Source organism: Streptomyces natalensis ATCC 27448 (assembly GCF_000935125.1).
Taxonomy (GTDB): domain Bacteria; phylum Actinomycetota; class Actinomycetes; order Streptomycetales; family Streptomycetaceae; genus Streptomyces; species Streptomyces natalensis.
The window spans coordinates 47452-68050 of the sequence record NZ_JRKI01000028.1; the positions used below are offsets into that span (position 1 = coordinate 47452).

The following is a 20599-nucleotide window of genomic DNA, read 5'->3' on the forward strand; positions in this document are numbered from 1 at the left end:
CCCTTGCAAGGACGCTGGGTGGTGACCCGTAGGGGCATGGCCCCATCGAAATCAACCGTGACGACCGCAACTACCGCAAGGTGACTGTCGGCGGCGCGTTCGCCGTGTTCAACACCCGTGCCCGGTAGGGCGTTTGTTGTGCCACCAACCTGGAAGGTGATCCACATGTCATTCCTCAGCAATCTGAGGCGTAAGCGAGCAGAGCAGATCGAGCAGCGCCGTACGGAGGCCATGTTGGCAGCGGCGGCGCGGGGCGCCACCCCTGAGCAGGTGCAGCGCGCCGGAGAGCGGGCGGCGCGGGGCAACACCAACGCCGCCATCGCGGGCTCGATCGCCGCTACCACCAGCTCGATCACCTGAAGCGAACTGAGGCAGCAACTCCCGGTGGGCTCGGGCACCCGCCAGGTGTCCTGAGCACCACGGCACCCTTACCGCTGGTCTGCTCCGCGGAGCAGACCAAGGCCGAATACGCCGACGGCATCCTGCGGATCGAGACCTCGGCGGCGAAGCACCAGATCCTCGGCCCCTGGCCAACCGCCTGCCGCTGGTCCGAAGTCGACGATCGCGGTACGACCTGCGAGGGGCACGGCTACTGCCGCGATACCGGCGGTGCATTGCCCCGCTTGTGTTGAGAGATGGTGTTGCTCCTGCTCACTCCCACCGCGACCGCACGTAGGAGAGAAGAAGGGTGAGAAGCCAGGCGGTCGTCGTGCTCTACGTGCTCACGCTGGTAGCCGTCGTGGTTGGCGTGGACGTCGTGTTCTTCAGGCATCAGTTCTGGGAGCGGCTGATGGTGAACGTGGGAATCGTCCTGGCGTTCGTAACGTTCTCTTTGAGGCTCCTGAAGCGTTCATGAGCGCAGTCGCCGCACGGCGGCTCACCCGGTGGCGGGTGCTCAAGCCTGCCCCGGCCAGGTTCGGCCGGCACTCCGAGATTCTGCACAAGCCAGCCCCATTGAGAACGCAGCCCGGCGGGATTCCCAACCGGCCTGACAGGTCTGCAGCTCACGGCGAGATCCATGGGCAACTTCAATGCGACAGGACACCTCACTTCTCCCCTGCGGGTTTGCGCGGGAAGTGGTGCACGCGCGCTGTGGGGGCATGGAGGCATCGGTGCGTAAGCCGAAGTCCATGGGTGCATACGCACTCAGGCCCTGGGGCTGATGTTGCTCCAACCGCGTTCGAGGATGTTGAAGGCACGGGTAACCGTCTCGTGGCCGTCGGCACGTCCACGGGCGGTGCGGGGCGCTTCCAGGACGAAGTGGGCCAGCGCCGCGCAGTCCGGATCGTCGGCGGGAGCTCCGGTTGCCTCGGCGATGGCGTGCGCGAGCGCGGTTTCGTGGCGCAGCCACATGCGCTGGGCGTAGTCGCGCAGGGCCGGGGTGCTCTCCACGAGTTCGACGAAGGCCGGGAAGTTCGCGTCGGCGCCCCCGGGGTTGACCCGGTGGTGCAGGGCGTGCTCGCGCAGAGCTGCGAGGACGGACTGACCTTGGGGCCTCTCGCGCACGGCGGCCAGTAGCCGGGCTTCCTGGTCGGTGTCCTCGTCGAAGACGAGCGCCTCTTTCACGGGGAAGTGCTTGAACAGGGTGGTGGTGGACACGTCCGCCGCATCGGCGATGTCCCGGATACCGACCTGGTCGTAGCCGCGTTCGAGAAAGAGGCGCAAGGCGGCATCGGCCAGGGACTGCCGGGTGGCGGCCTTCTTACGCTCGCGGCGCCCCCTCGGTGCGTGCTCCCCAGTCGTCTCGCTCATGCCTCAATCCTACCTCTTGGTTGCACAACTTCAAAAGTTGCCTTGTTGCACTTTTGGGTCGGGCGTGCTCTTCTGGAACGGCCGGCCACGTGGCACTGCCCGGGCCGCGGCCTTCCACTTCTCCTGCCTGCCGAGCACCCGACGGACGGAGCACCACCATGAACGCCTCCACCGCAGCCCGCATCGCGATCATCGGCGCCGGCCCCGGCGGCCTGACCTGCGCCCGCATCCTCCAGCAGCACGGCATCACCGCCACCGTCTACGACCTCGACGCCTCCCGCACCGCCCGCGACCAGGGCGGCACACTCGACATGCACCCCGACTCCGGTCAGAAGGCCCTGCGCGAAGCCGGGCTGCTGGAAGACTTCCTGGCACTCGCCCGCCCCGAAGGCCAGCAGATGCGCCTGGTGAGCCGCGACGGACGCGTCCTGTTCGACGCCGTCCCGCCCAGGGCCGACACCGAGGACGGCAACCCGGAAATCGACCGCGGCCAGCTGCGCGACCTCCTGCTGGACTCGCTCAAGCCCGACACGGTGCGCTGGAGCCACAAGCTCACCCACGCCGAACCACTCACCGACGGCGTCCACCGCCTGCACTTCGCCGACGGCACCACCACCGAGCACGACCTCGTCATCGGAGCCGACGGTGCCTGGTCGCAAGTCCGCCGCCTGCTCTCCGGCGCCATACCCGTCTACACCGGTGTCACCTTCGTCGAAACCGGCCTCGACAACGCCGATGCCCGCCACCCCACACTCGCCGCGCTCACCGGCGACGGCACCATGATGGCCCTCGACAACAACCAGGGCTTCGTCGCCCAGCGCAACAGCCACCAGCACATCCGCATCTACATCGGCATGCGCACCGACGAGTACTGGCACCAGAAGGCCGGCCTCGACCTGACCGACACTGCTGCGGTATGCGAAGCACTGCTCAAGGAGTTCACCGGCTGGCACCCCGATCTGCTCGGCTTCATCACCGACACCGACACCGGGTACATCAACCGGCCGCTGTACGCCCTGCCCGTCCCCCACACCTGGCAGCACACCGCCGGACTCACCCTCCTTGGCGACGCCGCTCACCTCATGTCGCCGTTCTCCGGCATGGGCGCCAACCTCGCCATGCTCGACGGCGCCGACCTTGCCCGCGCCCTCATCGACAACACCGCCATCGACGACGCCATCCGCGCCTACGAGGACCTCCTGCCCCGCTCCATCGAAGCAGCCGAAGGCGCCGCCGAGGGAATCAACAGCGCCTTCGCGCCCGACAGCGCCACCCAGATCCTCGCCCACATGACCCAAAACCACTGACACCAAACGCAAACAGAACAACAGGACCCAGACGAACTGAGCACGTCAGATGGTGAAACCCGCTACGTCCGGCCTTACACAAGCAACCGCGAGCGCACCGAAGCCCTGACAGCCTTCCTCCACACCTACAACCACCACCGCTGCCACACCGCACTCGCAGGCCAGTCACCCATCACCCGCGTGAACAACCCTGTGGGTCGATACACCTAGCGCACTCAGCCACATCCGGGTTCGAGTCCGGTCTTGGTGATGAAACCGTCGATGAGGCCGGGCCGATACCGTGCTGGGCGACCGCGGCTACGACCACGGCAAGTGCCGCCGCATGGTCTGGGATCTCGGCGTGAAACTGCTGATCGCCCGCCGGGGCATCGAGCACGTCTCCGGACTCGACACCCAACGCTGGGTCGTGGAGCGCGCATTCGCACACTTGCACTGGTTCCGCCGCCTGCGGATCCGATGGGAGATCCGCGACGACATCCACGAAGTATTCCTCACCCTCGGATGCGCACTGATCTGCTGGCGACGCCTGAACTCATTCCGATAGGGGTTTTAAGAGCTTCGATGCCGTGACGGTCACAGCTCCGGAAGAGGTGACCGTCTTCTTCAGCAAGACCGACACCCGTACCGGCCAGTACTCAACGCCCCGCCCATACACGAAGATCCCTTGCTCACGACCTTCTGCAACGCACTTCAGTCGTCAATGTGCCGCTCCTCCTGGCCGCCTACCGGTATGGGATCACCGATGACGTCGAGCCGCTGCCGGCGCCTCGTCCAACAGTCGCGGTCGAATGGGGGACTCGGCACCGAACCCCTCAACGGCATCTGGGATAAAACTGACCATTAGATTGCCTGGCCTTTAATCAGCGGCGATACGTTGCACCAACGGGGCTGACGAGATCTCACCTGGGGGACCCTGTGGCATTGGAACTACCCGACGCGGTGGTGTCGTTTCTCGACTTCATCGGCATCCACTGGCCGAATGTCAACGAGGACAAGGTCCGCGAATTCGCCGACCACGTAAGGGATTTCGCGAACAAAGTCGAGCAGAGCCACCAGGACGCCACCTCGTCGGTGGAACAGTTGTCCGAGATTTATCAGGGCGCCTCCTACGACGCCCTGATGGCCAAGTGGGGCCAGATGTCGTCCAGTCACATGCGCGAGCTGGTGACCGCGTGCCACACGGTGGCGACCGCCCTGGACGCCGCGGCCGGTGTCATTGTGGCCATGAAGGGGGCGGCCATCGCCGAACTGGTGGTGCTTGCCGTGACGTTTGTCGCGGATCAGGCCGCCGCGGCCTTCACATTCGGTCTTGCCGAGGTCGCGGAGGCCGGCATCATCGCGGCGGCCCGTAAGGCGACGAGCTATCTGGAACAGCAGTTGGAGCAGTATGTCATCGGCCAGGTGATCGAGGCTGCCATCACCCCGCTCGTCGAGGTGGTCGGCAATGCGGTGAGCGGGCTTGTCTTCAAGGGCGCCGCCAACGCTCTCGGTGTCCCCGCAGGCGGGGGCGCGGGGCAGAGCTTCTCCGTCCACCCCGAGGAACTCCACGCACGCTCGCAGGCGCTGACCAAGCATGCCGAGACGATGGAGGCGCACGCCGCGGAGTTCAAGAGCAAGCTGAGCGGGGTGAGCTTCGCATGACGAACCGTATTGTCAAGGCGCTGGAGGACGGCGCCAAGCGGCTCGGCGGCACACTGGGCGACGACGCCAGGAAGGCCGTCAAGAACCTCTACCACGACACCGGCGACCGCCTGCGGCAGGTGGCGAAGAACCACGCCGAAACCGACGCCAAACACGCGTCGGCGATGGACGACATCCTCAAGGGCCGGCACGGTGACACGCCCAAGGCCCCCCACACCTCGCCTTCCTCGTCACCACACCCGTCGGCCGGGCCGGAGGGCGGGGGTCCCAAGGGCGGGGGTCCCAAGGGCGGGGGCCCCAAGGGCCCCTCGAAGGGCCCCGGATCCGGTCGGCCGAACTCCGACGACTCCCTGCGGGACGGAGCGAACCGGGACGGCGTGGGCTCGTCGAAGCCCTCGGGCGGCCGCTGCAAGGGCGGCGACCCCATCGACCTGGTGTCGGGCGAGATGATCCTCACCGAGACCGACGTACGCCTGCCCGGCCTGCTCGATCTCGTCGTCGAGCGCACCCACCTGTCGTCCTACCGCTGCGGTCAGTGGTTCGGCAGTTCCTGGGCCTCCACCCTCGACCAGCGCCTGGAGGCCGACGAGCGGGGCCTCGTCCTCGCCACCGCCGACGGCATGCTGCTCTCGTACGACGTGCCCGCCCCGGACACCGCCGTGTTCCCCCATCACGGCCCCCGCCGGGAGCTGCGCTGGGACGGGACACCGGCCGGCGAGATGCTGGTCACGGACCGCGGCACCGGGCACACCCTGCACTTCCTGCCGGCTTCCGTGACCCCGGCGGAGGCTGCGGCCGGCCGGGTCACCCTCCCTCTGGAGGCCATATCCGACCGCAACGGCCACCGGATCGACATCTGGCGGGATGACGACGGCACCCCCTTCGAGATCCGGCACAGCGGTGGATACCGCATCGCCGTCGACACCGACGGCGGCCGCGTCGTGGCACTCCGCCTCCTCGGCACCGAGGACGGCGACGCCGGCACGGTCCTGCGACGCTACAGCTACGACGACGGCAACCTCACCGCGGTCACCGACGCGCTCGGCCGCACCGCGCGCTTCGACTACGACGAGTCGGGCCGCATCGTCGAACGCGTCGACCGCAACGACGGCTGGTACCGCTGGGAGTACGACGGGGCCGACCGCTGTGTGCGCGGCACCGGGTCCGACGGCTTCCTGTCCTGCACTCTTACCTACGACCGCCTCAACCGCGCCAACAGCTACACCGACTCCCTCGGCCGCACCACCGTCTACCACTACGACGAGCAGCGGCGCCTCACCGGCTGGACCAACGCCGAGGGCCACCGCACGCACCGCACCTGGGCCGGCCCCGACCTGCTGGCCTCGGTCACCGACGAGCTGGGGCACACCAGCAGCTACACCTACGACGACGACGGCAACCTCACCACCGTCACCCGCCCGGACGGCCGCACGACCCGTGCTGCCTACAACACACTGGGCCTGCCCGTCGAGATCGTCGATGTGGACGGCGCGACCTGGCGGCACGAGTACGACGCCCTGGGCAACCAGCTCCGCACCATCGACCCGGCCGGTGCCGTCACCGGCTTCGCCTACGACGGCGGACGGCTGTCCGCGGTCACTGACGCCCTCGGCCACACCCGCACGGTGGCGAGCAGCCCGGCGGGCCTGCCGCTGGCGGTCACCGATCCTCTGGGCCACACCACCGTCGTCGAGCGCGACGCGTTCGGCCGGGTCAGCGCCTTCACCGACGCCGGCGGGCGCACCGAGCGCTTCGGCTGGACCGGCGAGGGCAAGCCGGCGTGGCGGGAGTTCGCCGACGGCGCGACCGAGACGTGGGAGTGGGACGGCGAGGGCAACCTGGTGGCCCACACCGACCGCCTGGGCCAGGTGTCCCGGTTCACGTACACCCACTTCGGCCTGCCCGTCAGCCGTACCGCCCCCGACGGGACCACCCACACCTTCGCGCACGACACCGAGCGGCGGCTCACCACCGTCACCGACCCGCGCGGCCACACCTGGGACTATGCCTACAACGCGGTCGGCCAGCTCATCCGCGAGAGCGACTTCCAGGGCCGGGCCGTGGAATACCGGCCCGACCCCACCGGTGAACTCGCCGCCCGTACCAACGCCGCCGGCCGCACCACGGTGTTCGTCCGCGACGAGCTGGGCCGCACCGTCGAGGAGCACTCGGCCGACGGCATCGCCACCTTCGTGTACGACCCGGCCGGCTGCCTGCTGCGGTCCGCCAACGACACCACCACGGTCACCCAGACCTACGACGTCCTCGGCCGCAAGCTCTCCGAGGACATCAACGGCCGCACCACCACCTGGACCTACGACGCGCTGGGGCGGCGCATCAGCCGGCGCACCCCGAGCGGGGTGCTCTCCACGTGGTCGTACGACGCCGCGGGGCGGCCGGAAGCCCTCGACGTCGGGGGTGACCGAGTGGGCTTCACGTTCGACGACGCCGACCGGGAGGTGCGGCGGCTCATCGGCCCCGACCTCGTGCTGTCCCAGGAGTGGGACATCGCGGGCCGGCTCAGCTCCCAGGCCGTCACCCGCGGTGCCGACACCCTCCAGCACCGCGCCTACGCCTACCGCGCCGACGGCCACCTCCGCGGCATCACGGACTCGGCGGGCGGCACGCGACAGTTCGAGCTCGACCCGGACGGCCGGGTCACCGCCGTGCGCGCCCAGGACTGGAGCGAGACGTACGCCTACGACAGCGCCGGCAACCTCACCCACGCCGACACCCCCGGCGACGAGACGCCCGGCACGGAGCGCACCTTCGCCGGCAACCGCCTCGAACGGTGCGGACGTCACACCTACGCATACGACGAGGACGGCCGGCTGGTACGCCGTACCACGCGGCTCCTCAACGGCCAGACCCGCACCGCCAGTTTCACGTGGAACACGGCGGACCAGCTCACCGACGCCGTGCTGGCCGACGGCACGCACTGGACGTACGACTACGACGCGGCGGGCCGGCGCATCGCCAAACGCCGCCTCGGCGGTGACGGGACCGCGGCCGAGGAGACCCGTTTCGTCTGGGACGGCACCCGGCTCGCGGAGCAGGTGACCTCGGACGGCACCGCCACCGCATGGGACTACCACTCCGGCACCCACCGGCCGCTCACCCAGACCGTCGTCCACGCCGGGGGCCGCCGCGACTTCCACACCGTGGTCACCGACCTCTCGGGCGCCCCGACGGAGCTGGTCACCCCTGACGGGGAGATCACGTGGCGGCTGCGCACCACCGCCTGGGGCATGCCGGTCGGCGACCGGACACCGGATACCTGTCCCCTGCGGTTCCCCGGCCAGTACGCCGACGCCGAGACCGGGTGGAACTACAACTACTTCCGCCACTACGACCCCGAGACAGCCCGCTACCTCTCCCCCGACCCGCTGGGGCTGGCGGCGGCCCCCAACCACTACGCCTACGTCGACAACCCGTTCACCGTCGCCGACCCCCTCGGCCTGACGCCGCAGCGGGGGCCGAACGGCCGCTTCCTCCCGAACCCGAACGGCCCGGCCACCCACAACCGCGACAGCGAATACCCCGGCGGCTATCGGCAGAGCACCCACGACGCCATGACGGCCAAGTGGACGGTCGAGGGCCAGGCGCAGGGCGGCGCCCCCCGCTTCCCCGCCGGCCACCCGCAGGCCGGCGACCGCATCCCGCGGGACCAGCTGACCTGGTTCAATTCCAAGGGAGAACCGGTGCCCGCCGGCAAGGACCACCTCACCTACGAGCACCTGCACCCGGTCGTCGACCATTGGAACCAGACGGGCTACAACACCGACCGTCCCACCCGTAATGACTTCTACAACGACGCCAATAACATGGAGCCCATGTCCCGCAAGGACAACTCCAGCGGCGGAGGCAAAATGACCTCCACCTACCGCCAGGACACCGGCCCGAACTACTCCTGCACCTGAGCAGGCCCCCTACCTCAGAGGAGCCACCCACCATGGACCTGACGTCGAAGCTGGCCGCCCAGCCCGGCGCCGAGCCCGTACCCGGCGTGCCGGACGCCTGGCACTGGTCGCGCATGATCTTCTCGTTCGATGCCGTGGTCGCACGGGACCGCGTGCTGGAAATGCGCGTCATGGGCGAGTACGACCCGGCGCTGGCCCGCGCCGTTCTGGAACTCGCCCGCGACCACGCACCGCGGCTGCTCGGCAGCGAGCGTCCGCTCGTGGCGCTGGACGGGCTCTCCTGCCCCGGCTGGGACTTCGACACGGTCGCCGCCGTCGGACCCGAGGTGCACGAGTACCACGGGCAGGAGGACGCCGAACTCCACAAGGCGACGGTGGCGCTCTTCCCCGCCTGGCGTCAGGAATTCTCCGGCTCCGAGACCCTCGCGGAGGCCCGCCACCAGTTCGACCGGGGCCTCCAGCCGACACGGCTGCGGCGCGATCCGGTCCCCTTCCTGCGCATGCGCTACCGCAACGAGCGCACCGGGAGCCACAGCCAGGGCCCGGACCGCGGCCTGGCGACCCTGGACGTCCTGCGGCACGAACTGTCCCTCCTGCCCGGCTCCCCCGACAGCCTCGTCGAGTGGGAGAACCGCCTCGGCGCCGTTTACCGGGCCGAGTCCGGGACCGCCCTGACGGTGCACGGGCCGGACGGATCGCGGCAGACGACCGGGGACGACCTCGTCGCGCTGGCCGAGCAGTCGGTGCTGCGCCCGGAGGAAAGCTCGTGACCGCCACCCGCGCCCTCACCGCCGCCGGGACCGTGCACGAGCGCCCCGACGCGGAGACCCTCTACGACCTGCTCAGCGAGCTGAACTTGGCGCTGCCCTTCCTCGTAGTGGAACGCGCCGACGGCCGCGATCCGGAACAGCACTACATCCAGGCCCACCTCGCGCAGGACGGGAGTTGCCTCGTGGAATACCGCGACGGCGGCCCCGACCAGCACTTCCGCGCCGTCGTGGCGCCGCCCTACGCCATGAAGGGCCACGACGAGGTCGCGGCCCTCGTCACGAGCTGGGCACAGGACGACGGTGAGTGGCGCCGGCGGGGCCACTGGCAGCGTGTGAAGGTGTAAGCAACAGGGAGGTGGCGGCGGGCGCGCTGGGTTCGTTGTCCGGAGGTCACCCACCTGCGCCGATGGTTACGGCAGCGCGGCATCACCCGCCGCATCGCCCGCAAAAGCATTGAACCATCCAAGCGCCTGGACAACACCGTTGTACGAGCGAACGCACGATGGGACTCGCTGGCTGCCGTCGGCTTCGCCGCCGCTACGAACGCAAGGCCGACCGCTTCCTGGCCTTCACCAGCATCGCCTGCACCCTCATCTGCTACTGCGGAGCCGGCTTCGACCCGGCCATGACCCGCCGGACACCCGCCCCAAGTGGTGCGCACAGCGATGGTCGCTGTGCGTTGGCGTACCGTTCTTCCCCTCGACAGCGGCAACCGGTACCTCTTTCCTGTCCAGGACCATGGGCATGCCCATGACCACCCTTCGGTACCCCACGGGATGAGGTAACCCCCATGCGACTGCTGTGGAGATCCCTCGGCAGCGTTCTTGCCCTCGTCGGCGCGCTTTTGGCCACCGCGCCTGCCCCTCCCGCCGCAGCGGCGACCACCAGCGGAAACCTGATCGTCAACGGTGATGCCGAGGCCGGCTTCTGCACCGGCGACTGGAAGGCCGCCACGACGATCCCCGGCTGGACGGTGGAATCCGGCAGCCCGGACGTGATGTGCTACACGGCCGGGAGTTTCGGCCATCCGTCGAGCCCCGCGCCCGGGAAGGCGTTCTTCGCGCCTGGTAACCAGGGCGACGGCGCCATCACACAGACCGTCGACGTCTCGTCCGCGTCCACCGCGATCGACAGCGGCGGCGTGACGTACAACCTCGGCGGCTGGCTGGGCGGCTGGACCGGCTATGGCGGGTACGTGGCGGTCTCACTGCAGTTCCAGGGCACGGACGGGCAGCATCTCGGCACGGCCAAGCTGCCGACGGTGTCGGCGGCCGACCGCTCCAACACGACGGAGTTCCTCGCCCGCAGCACGACCGGGCCGGTGCCGGCCGGAACGCGCGGCATCCAGGTGCAGGTGCAGTTCCTCGACTCCTCCAACGAGACCGGCTACCTGGACAACCTCTCCCTCGCCCTCAGCACGCCGGTCACCGCCCCGGCTCCCCTGACACCTCCGGTCTCCCATGTGCCCGGCTACGACCACGTGTTCACGGTCATGATGGAGAACACGGACTACTCCGAGATCATGAACGATCCGACGGACACGCCCTACATCCACAGCCTGATGGCCCAGGGCGCCACCATGAGCGACTACCACGCGGTCTACCACCCCAGCGACGAGAACTACCTCGCCATCGCCGGTGGCGACACGTACACCACCGGCGCCACCTACTGGCCGAACATCAACTCCCCGGAGAAAAACCTCGGCGACACGATCGAGGCCGCCGGCAAGACCTGGAAAGCGTACGAGCAGGGCATGGGCACGCCCTGCAACACCGGCAAGACCAGCGACAGTTACTACGAGCCCGACGACGCGCCGTTCATCAACTACACGGACATCAGCGGCAACGCCACCCGCTGCGCAGCCCACCTGTTCGACACCACGCAACTCACCACCGACCTCAAGAGCGCCGCGACGACGCCGAACTTCTCCTGGATCGCCGCCGACGACTACTACGACGGCGAATCATCCGGCAACGGCAACGCCACCAGCCTGAAGACCCAGGACGGCTGGCTGAAGCAGACCCTCGCCCCCGTGCTCTCCTCACCGGCGTGGACACAGCAGAAGTCGCTGCTCATCCTCACCTGGGACGAGTCCGAGACCGAAGCGCACAACCATGTCGCGACGATCGCCCTCGGCTCGCAGGGCACCGTCCCGGCCGGAACCAGCAGCGCGACCCGGTACGACCACTACAGCACCGCCCGCACCATCGAGGCGGCCCTCGGCCTGCCCGGCCTGACCGCGAACGACACCTACGCCACACCGCTGAACGGCGCCTTCACCCCGTCCGGCGCCACCACCCCCACCCTGACCAGCGACACGTCCGCCATCACGAGCGGCGGCAACGTCACCTTCCGCTACGCCGTCCCGACGGCAGGCCAGGTCAGCTCGACCAACTGGATCGGGATCTACCCGACCGGCGTGACACCCGGCAAGGGATCCTCCCTGTCCTGGCAGTACGCGCCGAACGCCAGCGGCGCACTGACCTTCGACACCGGCAAACTGCCGGGCCCCGGAAGCTACGCGGTCTACTCCCTGGCCGACAACGGCTACAGCGTGCTGGCCGGTCCGTCGACACTGACGGTCGACTGACCCGGACGGGGCACTGCGCGGCACACGAACGCCCCGACTCGCGTTCCACGCGAGTCGGGGCGTTCGCCCTGTGCACGGCGGCCTGCGTCCGGCGCCGGATCCCGCTCCCGTGAAAGCGGATCCCCGACCGCGCGTCAGGCCGACCCGAGGGACTTCACCAACTGCTCTTGGTCACGCCGGGGAGTTCGCCCGCGTGGGCCATTTCCCGTACCCGGATGCGGGACAGGCCGAAGGCGCGCAGATGGCCGCGGGGGCGTCCGTCGACGGCGTCGCGGTTGCGGACCCGGGTGGCGCTGGCGTCGCGCGGCTGGCTGCGCAGTTCCTTCTGGGCGGCGGCGCGCTCGTCGTCGGACGTATGCGGGTTGGCGATGACGGTCTTCAGCTCGGCGCGGCGCTCGGCGTAGCGGGCGACGGTCACGCGCCGCTTCTCGTTCTTCGCGATCTTGCTCTTCTTCGCCATCAGATCTTCCCTCCCCGGGCGCGGATACGGGCCACGGCGGCCTCGATGCCGATCGCGTCGACCGTCTTGATGCCCTTGGTACTGAGGGTGAGCCGGACGTGGCGGCCTTCGCTGGGCAGCCAGTAGCGCTTCTGCTGGATGTTGGGGTCGAAGCGGCGCTTGGTGCGGCGGTGCGAGTGGGAAATGGTGTGGCCGAAGCCGGGCTGCCGGCCGGTGAGTTGGCAGTGAGCTGACATGGCTCCTCTTGAAGTCTGTGGTCGTTATCGCAACACCGTAGCAGCTTGATGAAAATGAAAACCAATTCCGTGTATGCTGCGGTGCATGGCCCGTAACGAACTCCGTCCGATCATCAAGCTCCGGTCCACCGCCGGGACCGGATACACCTACGTGACCCGCAAGAACCGCCGGAACGACCCGGACCGGCTGACCCTGCGCAAGTACGACCCGGTCGTCGGCCGTCACGTCGATTTCCGCGAGGAGCGCTGACCCCATGAAGCGCGGAATCCACCCCGAGTACCGGCCCGTCGTCTTCCGCGACCGGGCCGCCGACCACGCCTTCCTCACCCCTCCCCAAGCTCTCGGCTTCGCTCCAGCAGGGGAGACGCCGATGACGGCCACCAGCGGCAAGACCGTCGAGTGGGAGGACGGCAACACCTACCCCGTCATCGAAGTCGAGATCTCCTCGGTCAGCCACCCCTTCTGCACCGGGACCCAGCGGGTCCTGGACACCGCGGGCCGCGTGGAGCGCTGCCAGCGCCGGTACGAGCGGAGGGAACCGTGAGCCCTGCCGAGCACCGACTGCCGGTGGCCATCGTCGGCGGGCTGTGTGAAGGCGCCCGGCGCGCGGCCATCGGGGACCTCCTGCACTCCGTGCCCGGGACCGTCGTTCTGCACCACGACTTGTCGGCCGGGCCGAACGGCTCGGTGCACCGCACCATCCGCGACCTCAACGGCCCGGTCAGCAGCGGCCACGCCCCGCTGGTCAACGACTGCGCCTGCTGCGCGCTGCGCGAGGACCTCGTGCCCGAGCTCCTCCGGCTCGCCGAAACCGGAACGTACCGGCTGGCCGTCGTCGAGCTGTGGGACTCCGTCGAGCCGCAGGCGATGGCCGCCGTCATCGCGGCGGAGAGCGAGTGGCTGGCACTGACCGGGGTGGCCACCGCGGTCGACCCGGCGCTCGTACTGCCCTGCCTGTCCAACGGTGACGACCTCGCCGAGGCCGGTCTGGCTGCCGCTGCCACCGACCAGCGCACGGTCGCCGACACCTTCGCCCGGCAGATCGAGTACCCCACCGTGCTCGCCCTCGCCGAAGGCGACGAAACCGCGGACGACGCCGACCACGCGCTCCTAGCCCAACTCACCCCGACCGCACGGCAAGTCCGGGTGGGGGACGGCACCTTGGCCGCCGCCCTGATGGCCGGGTTCGACCATGAGGCGGCGGCCGCCCGGCAGCACCCGGCGTGCGCGCTGCTGCCCCAGGAGGCCGACGAACACGGGGTCGCCACCCTGGTATGGCGACGCGACCGGCCCTTCCACCCGGGGCGGCTGCACGCGGCGCTGGACGACCTCGTCTGCGCCGCGGCCCGCATCCGGGGCCGCTTCTGGCTGGCCGACCGGCCCGACACGCTGCTGTCCTGGGACGCCGCCGGCGGTGCGCTGTGCGTGGAGTCCGCCGGGCCCTGGCTGGCCGCACTGCCGGACGCCGCCTGGGAGATGGTGCCCGCCGAACGCCGCATCGCCGCCTCCCTCGACTGGCACCCCGAACACGGCGACCGCTGCCAGCACCTCACCTTCACCGCACCCGGCCTCGACCGGGACAACCTGGTGAGCCTGCTCGACTCCTGCCTGCTCACCGACGCCGAGTACGCGACCGGACCGCAGGCATGGAAGGAACTGTCGCACGCCTTCGACGAACTGCTCGATCCCGTCGGCTGAACGCGCACCGACGTACCGCCGCCACTCCGTATCGCCGTCGCCCCGTACCACCCCGTACCCCTGACGAAAGGACCTGCCCATGTCCCGCCGCGCCGACGCCAAATCCAAAGCTCCCAAGCGCAGGGTCAACCCCCTCGACGCCGCCGGCATCACCTACATCGACTACAAGAACACCGACCTGTTGCGGAAGTTCATCTCCGACCGCGGCAAGATCCGCAGCCGCCGGGTGACCCATGTGACGAAACAGCAGCAGCGGCAGATAGCACGGGCCATCAAGAACGCCCGCGAGATGGCTCTCCTGCCCTACAGCTCCCGGTAACCGGTGAGGACCGGTCAACCGCCGGAACGCGGGGTGCTGAGCGTCGTCTCCGGCAACACCCCTGAGGCGCGCAGCCGCGCTCTGGACGTGCTGCTGCGCGCCGCGCCCGACGCCGTCGTGCTGTCGATCTCCGTACAGGGCGACGGAAACAGGGGCTATCCGTGTGTGCAGCGCATCGTCACCTCTGACGACGATGCGCTGCGCGACGAGCTGTGCCGGGCGGGGACGGGCGATCCCGCCGTGATCGTCCGTCAGGACCTGGAGGCCATCGCCCGTCGTTCGCCGCGTCCACATGTGGTGCTCTCACTCCCGGAAAACCTGGACGCGGCAGCGCTTCTCGCCTCCCTCTGGCAGCCCCCGCCGGGCCGTACGCCGACGGCGCACCACTACGACCTGGCGGCGACAACCATGGGTGTGGATCCCGGCCGCTTCCTGAGCGACCTGCGCTGTGTGCACCGCTCCGCCCCGTTCTTCGGACCGGGCCGCCATACCGCACCGGTCACGCTCGCCGAGGCAGCCGCCCGCCAAGTGGAGGCAGCCGGAACGCTGGTCCTGCGACCTGGGCAGGACCCCGCCGACGGCCGCCGGCAAGGGGTCCGGGCTCTGCTCGGCCACCTCAATCCGTCGGCAACGGTGCTCGCCGGTGACTCGGACGACGCAGACGCCCTCAAGGCTCTGGTGAACCCCGACCCACGGTGGGCCGAAGCCAACCCGGCCGAGCGTCTCGACCCCGTCCTCGCACCCGTGCGCCGACGTGGTGTCGACCAAGGAATGATGTCCGTACTGTGGCGCTCCCGCAGGCCCGTGCACCCCGAGCGGCTCGCGGACAGCCTGCCGAAGCTCATGTCCGGAGTCGTCCGCAGCCGGGGTCACCTGTGGCTGGGCACCCGCCCCCGGTCGGTCGTCAGCTGGCGCTCGGCCGGCGGCCACCTGGAACTGCGCGAGGCCGGCGACTGGTTGCAGGACGGCGACGCCTCCGCATGGCGCGCTGCCTCGCCGCAGCGCCGGACCCTGGCCTCCTGGTTCTGGGACGAGTACTACGGCGAACGGCGCAACGAGATCGTCTTCACCGGCACCGGGCTGGATCAGGACGGCCTCCGCCGCATCCTCGACGCCACGCTCCTCGACGACCGGGAGCTGTCGCACGGCGTCGAAGCATGGGCCGGTCTTCCCGACCCGCTGCTCGGCGCTCCTGCACCGGGTGTCCCGACCGACAACTGAGGTCCTCGTGGGGGCGGTCGGCCAGCTGCGGCCATACGCACTGTCCGGGCGGCAAGTTGAACCGACCACACATGGGCGTGGCACCCTCCAGCGTCCGCGAGCAGTACGCCGTATGTTGCGCTGGGCGATTGGTCCGCCGCCCACCACAAGGATCCGGCTTGCCGAGCAGGACGACAGAGCTGTCCTCTTCCGCTCGGCTGCCGCATTGCGGTTCATGGGCCGCAGCCCGGGTTGTCGATGATCTCGCTCGCCGGCTCGGCGGTGCACGGCATGTTGGCCAGGGGCCGCGCAGCGCGCCGGCCGGCGGCTGACGGGACGCCGGCACGCGCCCGTCAACCGCCGTCACTCCGGGTGGGTGGATACGGTCACCCTGCTCCGGCCCTGAAGGTCCGGCGTGCCGCGCGGCGCCAGCGGTTGGCGGGGAGGGACGGGTGCAGGGCGGCGAGTGCGCCGCAGTACTTGGTGAAGACGGCGGGTTGCAGACCGTGGGCGTGCAGGACCCGGTCCGCGTCCGTCAGGTGCCCGGTCGATTTCGTCTCGACGAGTACGAGGTCGGTGTCGCAGTGCACGGCCTGTTGCGTCCTCAGGTCGATGCAGACCAGTCCCGCGTCGCAGGTTATGCGCTCGCCGTCGCCCACGAAGGTCGCACGGAGGTAGTCCGTGCTGAGGGAGGGATGCAGGGTGGTGGGCGCGTTGATTGCGTAGGCCCGGTTCAGGGTTGCCGCGAGGAATGCCTGGTGGGTGGCGTCGAGCGGGGTGTCGGCTCCGGTGAGGGGCCGGCGGTGCTTGACGGTGTCGCCGCGGCCGCCCTTGAGCTTGATCTCGTACTGCCGCTCGCCGGTGTCCTCGTAGACGCGTTCGCGGATCTTGAAGCGGAGGCGGCGGCCCTGGCGGTGGTCGTGGAAGGACCGCAGACCGGGGGTGTCGTAGTAGACCGAGTGGTAGCGGAAGGCGCGACGGCCGTCGATGGCCAGAGCGCGCAGTGGGCGGCCGTGACGCCGTGGTGCGGTGAGCCGGCCGACCACGCGGGCGAACGTTTCTGCCGGTACCAGGTAGCTGCGGTCGAAGCGTGCGAGCAGGGCGGAGCGCTCGTTGACCTCGGCGAGGGAAATCGGGTCGGCGTCGTGGGCCGCCTCGTTGATGGCCTGTACGGCCGCGGGGGCGAGCACCGCCGCCTGGGCCGTCATGCCGCGTCCAGGACGGGCGTGGTCGGACGCACCAGCTCGGCCCCGGCCGTCTGCTGACCGGCGGCTCTCGACGCGGCCTCGCGGTAACGGACGTCGACGACCATCAGATCGCGCACGAAGTCCACCTCCATGACCGTCCATTGCAGTGGTTCGCCCAGGCGCCGCGCGAGGTCGGCCCGGAGCGGGGCGGGGTCGCTGTGGACGGTGTCGAGGGTGACGACCGTGCGACGGGCTCGGGCGAACAGCAGCGGGTGATCGGCCGAGTAGACGACCAGCAGGAGCACGGCACTCAACGCGGCGGCGAGGCCGAACGCCAGGTGCGGCAGCCCGCAGATGAGGCCGAGGACGAGCGTGGTGAAGTAGTAGGCGACTTCCTCGTGTTGGACGGAGTCGGAGCGGAGCCTGATGATCGACAGGACTCCGAAGAGGCCGAAGCCGACCGCCATGCCTCCGCTGCTGCCCACTGCGGCGAGCGCCACCACGACGGTGAACAGGGCGACGTTCAGGGCCAGGTATGCCGGTACGAGGTCGCGGCGTCGGTGTCTCGGGTAGTAGATCGCGAACGTCAGCAGGCAGATGGCGGCGAGGTCGAGCCCCAGGTGGGCGACGAGGTGACGTAACGAATCCATGACTCCACTATCTGTAAGGAACGAAGGCGATCCAGACCATAGGGAAACACTGAGTGAACAGTCATCACCTGACTGGCAAAAGTGGCGGATCTTGGTGGTTACTGTTGGTAAGTGTCCGAATATGCATCACGGCCCGCACGTTCAGCGCTCACGCCACACCCGAACAACTGGCCGGCTCGTGAAACGCAAGGGCGCCGCCGTGATGGTCCACCGCCTCCCGAAACGCCCCGTTTCTGAACGCATCATGCACATTGGAGACATGCAGACAGGCCGCCTGGGGCAGCGCCTCGCACGGATGCAGCAGCTATGGCACTCCAGCCATGCGTTTCGTCCAGAACATCCAGCGGGACCTCCTCGCCCATGCGGAAGGTTCCCTCGGCGACGACGCCGCCCTCCTCGCCATCCAGCGCATGCGCTCATCGTCGTGAAGGGCAGGCCGGCCTGCGGCCCCCCGTGTTGGCCGCAGGCCGGTTCGACGGTGACCCATCGCGTGCACGGCGCTGAACGTCTCGACATCTCGGCTAACTCGAAATTCCAGCCTTGACCCGATGGCTACCGAGGCCGTGGACGGCCGATGAAGGGCAAGCGACAAGTTGTGCACAGCTTTGCCCGCCGTGACCACCGCCCCGCCCGGCCCCGAGATCCCTTCGCCGCAGCCCTCTTCGCTTGGGCCGGGAGCGGGCAGGCTGACGATATGAACCTGGCCGAACACGCGAACGCACGTCTCGCAGACTGGCCGGCGCTCTCGCGGGGTCGTGCGTGTTGCGGGGCACGACACTGCTTGTGCGCCGGCGCCCAGGAGATCGTCCACTTCCATGGCGGCAACGAGGTCGACGTACACCTGACCCACGGCATGATCGAACGGCTGCGTCCGGCACTGCGGAAGTCGAGCGCCATCAAGCTGCCCACAGCATCCGGCTGGATCACGGTCCGGCTCGAAGCGGGCTCCGACATCGACCTGCTCGCCACACTCGTCAGCGCCGCACTGCTCGCGACCGGCAGCCGATCGGACCTGGCCGAAACAGTCCGAACGGACCCCTGCACCCTGGGATCCCCACAATCGCCCCGCCGCCGTCCAGGCTGGCGGGCACGACGGCCCATGAGGTGGTGCCGAACGGGCAAGGCCCCGGAGGGCGTTACGGAGTAGAAGGGGCCGTCGACCGTCGGCGGCACTGCGGGGCTCACAGACGGCCTTGGCAATCCCGCTCCTGCTCAACCATGGTCGACATCCCGGCTCAACCCCAAGCCCACCTCGATCCCTTCCAGCCATATCGGCGCGTTTGCCCGGCACCTGCTCCGCGAACGTCTGCCGACGGCTTCGGAGACTGCGCAGACGAACCACCGCACCGGCAAGTTCAGCACCACGGGCTTTCCAGCGCGCGACGCCTCGTAGCCGACCCCTGCAGAACGACCAGCTCCGCAGGCACGCCCGCCACGTGTCCGAGCAAGGCGTGGGTCAGGTGAGGGGGCGAGTGTCCCAAGCGTGGTGGAGGGCCGACTGCACGCCCTTCCCGAGGACGAGATGCGTCGTCCCGCCCGGCAGGGTGGGCAGCTCGGCCCAGTGCGTCACGGTTTCGGCGCTGGTGAGGCCGTAGGGCAAGCGGACAACCCCGTCGGAGTCGACGAAGCAGTCCCTGTGCTCCGCCCCGTCCTCACTCCAGTGCAGAGTCGTGAAGTACATCGGCCTCACCAGCCAGAATTCCTCACCCGACGCCACGTCGGCCTCAGTGGCGCCGTCAGCCGGATACCGGCCCGTGATCGCTGCTGCCACCGGCGTACCACTGCGAGGCAGTCTCTCGCGTGCGTCGACCCACGTCACCACGGTGTTCAGATCGGTCATCTCCACCCTCGCTCAGGCACTCGGCAAGTCGTCTTCCACCGCTGTGCCGGTGGCCGGCATCAGCACGGCCCCGACCCCGGCATCTAGCAAGACCGCCCGGCGCTCACCAAGGTTGCTCGAACCGGACACGTCTGCCGCCGGCTGCGACGGGCATCGATCCACCACGATGGCTGGCGGGTCCGCGGAGGCACAGGATCAGGACCGCCATGACAACTCCGGCGTGCTGCCGGACAGCGAGCTTGTCGAACCGTGTGAGGATCGCAAGGACCTGCTTCAAACAGGCGAAACATCGTCCCACCACATCGTGGTCGCGGCAGATGGCCTCGCCGAAGGTAGGTCGTCCACCGCCGCGGGTGCCACGCCACCGACGATTGGCGACTTGCCGCGCTGTGCAGGGTGAGCACCGTCTGCTCGGTCGTACAGGATGGTCTGCATGAGTGGTCTCTTCGATCTCCCCGAGCCCCGTCGGGTTTCGCTTGGCGAGTACCCGCTGTGGGACGAGGCTCTTGCCCTTGTCAACCGGGACCTTGCGGTGACCTTGCCCGACCAAGGACTTCTGCAATTGCTGGGACTTCCCTCGTACGACGAGGACGTGGCCGAGTACGTCTACGTAGCCCTGGCCAACGGCGAATGGCACGGCAACGTCGTGGATCCCCACTCGGCAGACAACCCTCTCCTCGCCCTGACGGCCATCACCGACGCCGCACAGGAGACCGTCACCGAGTGTCTTTGGCAGACATGGCCTGTGTGCGACGAGCACGACCTCGGCATGCATCCGCGTGAGGCGGCCGGGCAGCTCTCCTGGTGGTGTGCGGGCGGGAACATCCCGAGCGAACCGGGCCACATACGGGCGGCCGTGGGCGGCCTCGCCAGCCTCGTCCACCCGGCCCGGCCCCACCGCAAACGCCGACGTGAAGGCTGATTACCCGCTTCACCACAGTCGAAGCGGACTGCCGTGACATGAAAAGGGCCGCGCCCGACGGAAACCGGCCTTCATGCACACCACCCTCACCAGAACCGGTCAACGC

Annotated in this window: 23 protein-coding genes and 2 pseudogenes; 19 read left to right on the forward strand and 6 right to left on the reverse strand. The window is 69.2% G+C overall.

The annotated features are described in order from the left end of the window. Positions 1–165: 165 nt before the first annotated feature. The gene (locus SNA_RS19595) at positions 166–360 is read left to right on the forward strand and encodes a hypothetical protein (protein WP_044366019.1); all 195 of its coding nucleotides are present in this window, start codon (positions 166–168) and stop codon (positions 358–360) included. A 328-nt stretch (positions 361–688) separates the two neighbouring features. Continuing rightward, the gene (locus SNA_RS43310; RefSeq protein ID WP_198535093.1) at positions 689–856 is read left to right on the forward strand and encodes a hypothetical protein; all 168 of its coding nucleotides are present in this window, start codon (positions 689–691) and stop codon (positions 854–856) included. Between the two features lie 290 nt (positions 857–1146). Here SNA_RS43310 and SNA_RS19600 read toward each other — a convergent pair whose 3' ends face one another. Further along, positions 1147–1752: a TetR/AcrR family transcriptional regulator gene (locus SNA_RS19600; RefSeq protein ID WP_030068134.1), complete on the reverse strand. Its 606-nt coding sequence runs from the start codon at positions 1750–1752 to the stop codon at positions 1147–1149. Positions 1753–1910: 158 nt separating this feature from the next. On the opposite strand from SNA_RS19600, the gene SNA_RS19605 reads away from it, so the two are divergent. From SNA_RS19605 to SNA_RS19635, 9 genes and pseudogenes are all read left to right on the forward strand, one after another. Next, a complete protein-coding gene (locus tag SNA_RS19605; RefSeq protein WP_030068133.1) occupies positions 1911–3059 on the forward strand; it encodes an FAD-dependent oxidoreductase in 1149 nt (382 codons plus the stop codon). Positions 3060–3113: 54 nt separating this feature from the next. Beyond that, positions 3114–3269 (forward strand): annotated as a pseudogene (locus SNA_RS41400) (IS481 family transposase); the annotation flags it as partial. 70 nt (positions 3270–3339) lie between these two features. After that, a complete protein-coding gene (locus tag SNA_RS19610) occupies positions 3340–3603 on the forward strand; it encodes a transposase (protein WP_044366021.1) in 264 nt (87 codons plus the stop codon). A 398-nt stretch (positions 3604–4001) separates the two neighbouring features. Further along, positions 4002–4700, forward strand: a complete 699-nt coding sequence (locus tag SNA_RS19615) for a WXG100-like domain-containing protein (protein ID WP_241779741.1) — start codon at positions 4002–4004, stop codon at positions 4698–4700. Beyond that, positions 4697–8620 (forward strand): RHS repeat-associated core domain-containing protein, encoded by a 3924-nt coding sequence (locus tag SNA_RS44750; RefSeq protein ID WP_052808939.1) that lies wholly within the window; start codon positions 4697–4699, stop codon positions 8618–8620. Before SNA_RS19615 ends, SNA_RS44750 begins: the two co-directional genes overlap by 4 nt. Positions 8621–8652: 32 nt before the next feature. Continuing rightward, positions 8653–9390, forward strand: a complete 738-nt coding sequence (locus SNA_RS19625) for a hypothetical protein (RefSeq protein ID WP_052808940.1) — start codon at positions 8653–8655, stop codon at positions 9388–9390. Further along, positions 9387–9734, forward strand: coding sequence for a hypothetical protein (locus tag SNA_RS19630; RefSeq protein ID WP_037791663.1), 348 nt, complete (start codon positions 9387–9389; stop codon positions 9732–9734). The genes SNA_RS19625 and SNA_RS19630 overlap by 4 nt, the downstream gene beginning before the upstream one ends. Positions 9735–9785: 51 nt before the next feature. Next, positions 9786–9991, forward strand: a pseudogene (locus tag SNA_RS44005) (IS5/IS1182 family transposase); the annotation flags it as partial. 189 nt (positions 9992–10180) lie between these two features. After that, complete coding sequence (locus SNA_RS19635; RefSeq protein ID WP_044366023.1) at positions 10181–11980, forward strand: alkaline phosphatase family protein; 1800 nt, start codon at positions 10181–10183, stop codon at positions 11978–11980. A gap of 154 nt (positions 11981–12134) precedes the next feature. Here SNA_RS19635 and rpsN read toward each other — a convergent pair whose 3' ends face one another. Together rpsN and rpmB are read right to left on the reverse strand one after the other, a co-directional pair. After that, entirely contained in the window at positions 12135–12440 is a 306-nt protein-coding gene (rpsN, locus tag SNA_RS19640) for a 30S ribosomal protein S14 (RefSeq protein ID WP_030068124.1), read from the reverse strand. Then, positions 12440–12676, reverse strand: a complete 237-nt coding sequence (gene rpmB / locus SNA_RS19645; RefSeq protein WP_030068123.1) for a 50S ribosomal protein L28 — start codon at positions 12674–12676, stop codon at positions 12440–12442. Before rpmB ends, rpsN begins: the two co-directional genes overlap by 1 nt. 85 nt (positions 12677–12761) lie before the next feature. On the opposite strand from rpmB, the gene rpmG reads away from it, so the two are divergent. The 5 genes from rpmG to SNA_RS19670 all read left to right on the forward strand — a co-directional run bounded on the left by rpmG (position 12762) and on the right by SNA_RS19670 (position 15915). Then, entirely contained in the window at positions 12762–12926 is a 165-nt protein-coding gene (gene rpmG, locus SNA_RS19650) for a 50S ribosomal protein L33 (protein WP_026252351.1), read from the forward strand. 4 nt (positions 12927–12930) lie between these two features. Then, complete coding sequence (rpmE, locus tag SNA_RS19655; RefSeq protein WP_030068122.1) at positions 12931–13221, forward strand: 50S ribosomal protein L31; 291 nt, start codon at positions 12931–12933, stop codon at positions 13219–13221. Next, complete coding sequence (locus SNA_RS19660; protein ID WP_044366026.1) at positions 13218–14375, forward strand: CobW family GTP-binding protein; 1158 nt, start codon at positions 13218–13220, stop codon at positions 14373–14375. The genes rpmE and SNA_RS19660 overlap by 4 nt, the downstream gene beginning before the upstream one ends. A gap of 79 nt (positions 14376–14454) precedes the next feature. Next, on the forward strand, positions 14455–14694 hold the full coding sequence (gene rpsR / locus SNA_RS19665) for a 30S ribosomal protein S18 (RefSeq protein ID WP_030068118.1): 240 nt from the start codon (positions 14455–14457) through the stop codon (positions 14692–14694). A gap of 33 nt (positions 14695–14727) precedes the next feature. After that, positions 14728–15915: a GTP-binding protein gene (locus SNA_RS19670; RefSeq protein WP_030068117.1), complete on the forward strand. Its 1188-nt coding sequence runs from the start codon at positions 14728–14730 to the stop codon at positions 15913–15915. 365 nt (positions 15916–16280) lie between these two features. On the opposite strand, the gene SNA_RS19675 is transcribed toward SNA_RS19670, so the two are convergent. Both SNA_RS19675 and SNA_RS19680 read right to left on the reverse strand, forming a co-directional pair. Further along, a complete protein-coding gene (locus tag SNA_RS19675) occupies positions 16281–17102 on the reverse strand; it encodes a polyphosphate polymerase domain-containing protein (RefSeq protein ID WP_030068116.1) in 822 nt (273 codons plus the stop codon). Then, positions 17099–17731 carry a DUF4956 domain-containing protein gene (locus SNA_RS19680; protein WP_030068115.1) on the reverse strand — a complete coding sequence of 211 codons (633 nt, stop codon included), beginning with the start codon at positions 17729–17731 and terminating at the stop codon, positions 17099–17101. The genes SNA_RS19675 and SNA_RS19680 overlap by 4 nt, the downstream gene beginning before the upstream one ends. A 781-nt stretch (positions 17732–18512) precedes the next feature. On the opposite strand from SNA_RS19680, the gene SNA_RS39965 reads away from it, so the two are divergent. Continuing rightward, the gene (locus SNA_RS39965) at positions 18513–18878 is read left to right on the forward strand and encodes a luciferase domain-containing protein (protein WP_063894089.1); all 366 of its coding nucleotides are present in this window, start codon (positions 18513–18515) and stop codon (positions 18876–18878) included. A gap of 309 nt (positions 18879–19187) precedes the next feature. On the opposite strand, the gene SNA_RS19690 is transcribed toward SNA_RS39965, so the two are convergent. Next, positions 19188–19502, reverse strand: coding sequence for an AQJ64_40280 family protein (locus SNA_RS19690; RefSeq protein ID WP_241779742.1), 315 nt, complete (start codon positions 19500–19502; stop codon positions 19188–19190). Between SNA_RS19690 and SNA_RS44010 the strand changes: the two genes are divergently transcribed. Both SNA_RS44010 and SNA_RS19695 read left to right on the forward strand, forming a co-directional pair. Next, the gene (locus tag SNA_RS44010) at positions 19402–19971 is read left to right on the forward strand and encodes a hypothetical protein (RefSeq protein WP_241779748.1); all 570 of its coding nucleotides are present in this window, start codon (positions 19402–19404) and stop codon (positions 19969–19971) included. The genes SNA_RS19690 and SNA_RS44010 overlap by 101 nt on opposite strands. A gap of 33 nt (positions 19972–20004) precedes the next feature. Beyond that, positions 20005–20493: a hypothetical protein gene (locus SNA_RS19695; RefSeq protein WP_030068112.1), complete on the forward strand. Its 489-nt coding sequence runs from the start codon at positions 20005–20007 to the stop codon at positions 20491–20493. Positions 20494–20599 lie beyond the last annotated feature (106 nt).

Coding starts and splice junctions, on each gene's coding strand:
- rpmE (WP_030068122.1), top strand. CDS start 12,931: ATGAAGCGCGGAATCCACCCCGAGTACCGGCCCGTCGTCTTCCGCGAC.
- SNA_RS19595 (WP_044366019.1), top strand. CDS start 166: ATGTCATTCCTCAGCAATCTGAGGCGTAAGCGAGCAGAGCAGATCGAG.
- rpmB (WP_030068123.1), bottom strand. CDS start 12,676: ATGTCAGCTCACTGCCAACTCACCGGCCGGCAGCCCGGCTTCGGCCAC.
- rpsR (WP_030068118.1), top strand. CDS start 14,455: ATGTCCCGCCGCGCCGACGCCAAATCCAAAGCTCCCAAGCGCAGGGTC.
- SNA_RS19695 (WP_030068112.1), top strand. CDS start 20,005: ATGAGTGGTCTCTTCGATCTCCCCGAGCCCCGTCGGGTTTCGCTTGGC.
- SNA_RS19600 (WP_030068134.1), bottom strand. CDS start 1,752: ATGAGCGAGACGACTGGGGAGCACGCACCGAGGGGGCGCCGCGAGCGT.
- SNA_RS19680 (WP_030068115.1), bottom strand. CDS start 17,731: ATGGATTCGTTACGTCACCTCGTCGCCCACCTGGGGCTCGACCTCGCC.
- SNA_RS44750 (WP_052808939.1), top strand. CDS start 4,697: ATGACGAACCGTATTGTCAAGGCGCTGGAGGACGGCGCCAAGCGGCTC.
- SNA_RS19605 (WP_030068133.1), top strand. CDS start 1,911: ATGAACGCCTCCACCGCAGCCCGCATCGCGATCATCGGCGCCGGCCCC.
- rpmG (WP_026252351.1), top strand. CDS start 12,762: ATGGCCCGTAACGAACTCCGTCCGATCATCAAGCTCCGGTCCACCGCC.
- SNA_RS19625 (WP_052808940.1), top strand. CDS start 8,653: ATGGACCTGACGTCGAAGCTGGCCGCCCAGCCCGGCGCCGAGCCCGTA.
- SNA_RS19635 (WP_044366023.1), top strand. CDS start 10,181: ATGCGACTGCTGTGGAGATCCCTCGGCAGCGTTCTTGCCCTCGTCGGC.
- SNA_RS19675 (WP_030068116.1), bottom strand. CDS start 17,102: ATGACGGCCCAGGCGGCGGTGCTCGCCCCCGCGGCCGTACAGGCCATC.
- rpsN (WP_030068124.1), bottom strand. CDS start 12,440: ATGGCGAAGAAGAGCAAGATCGCGAAGAACGAGAAGCGGCGCGTGACC.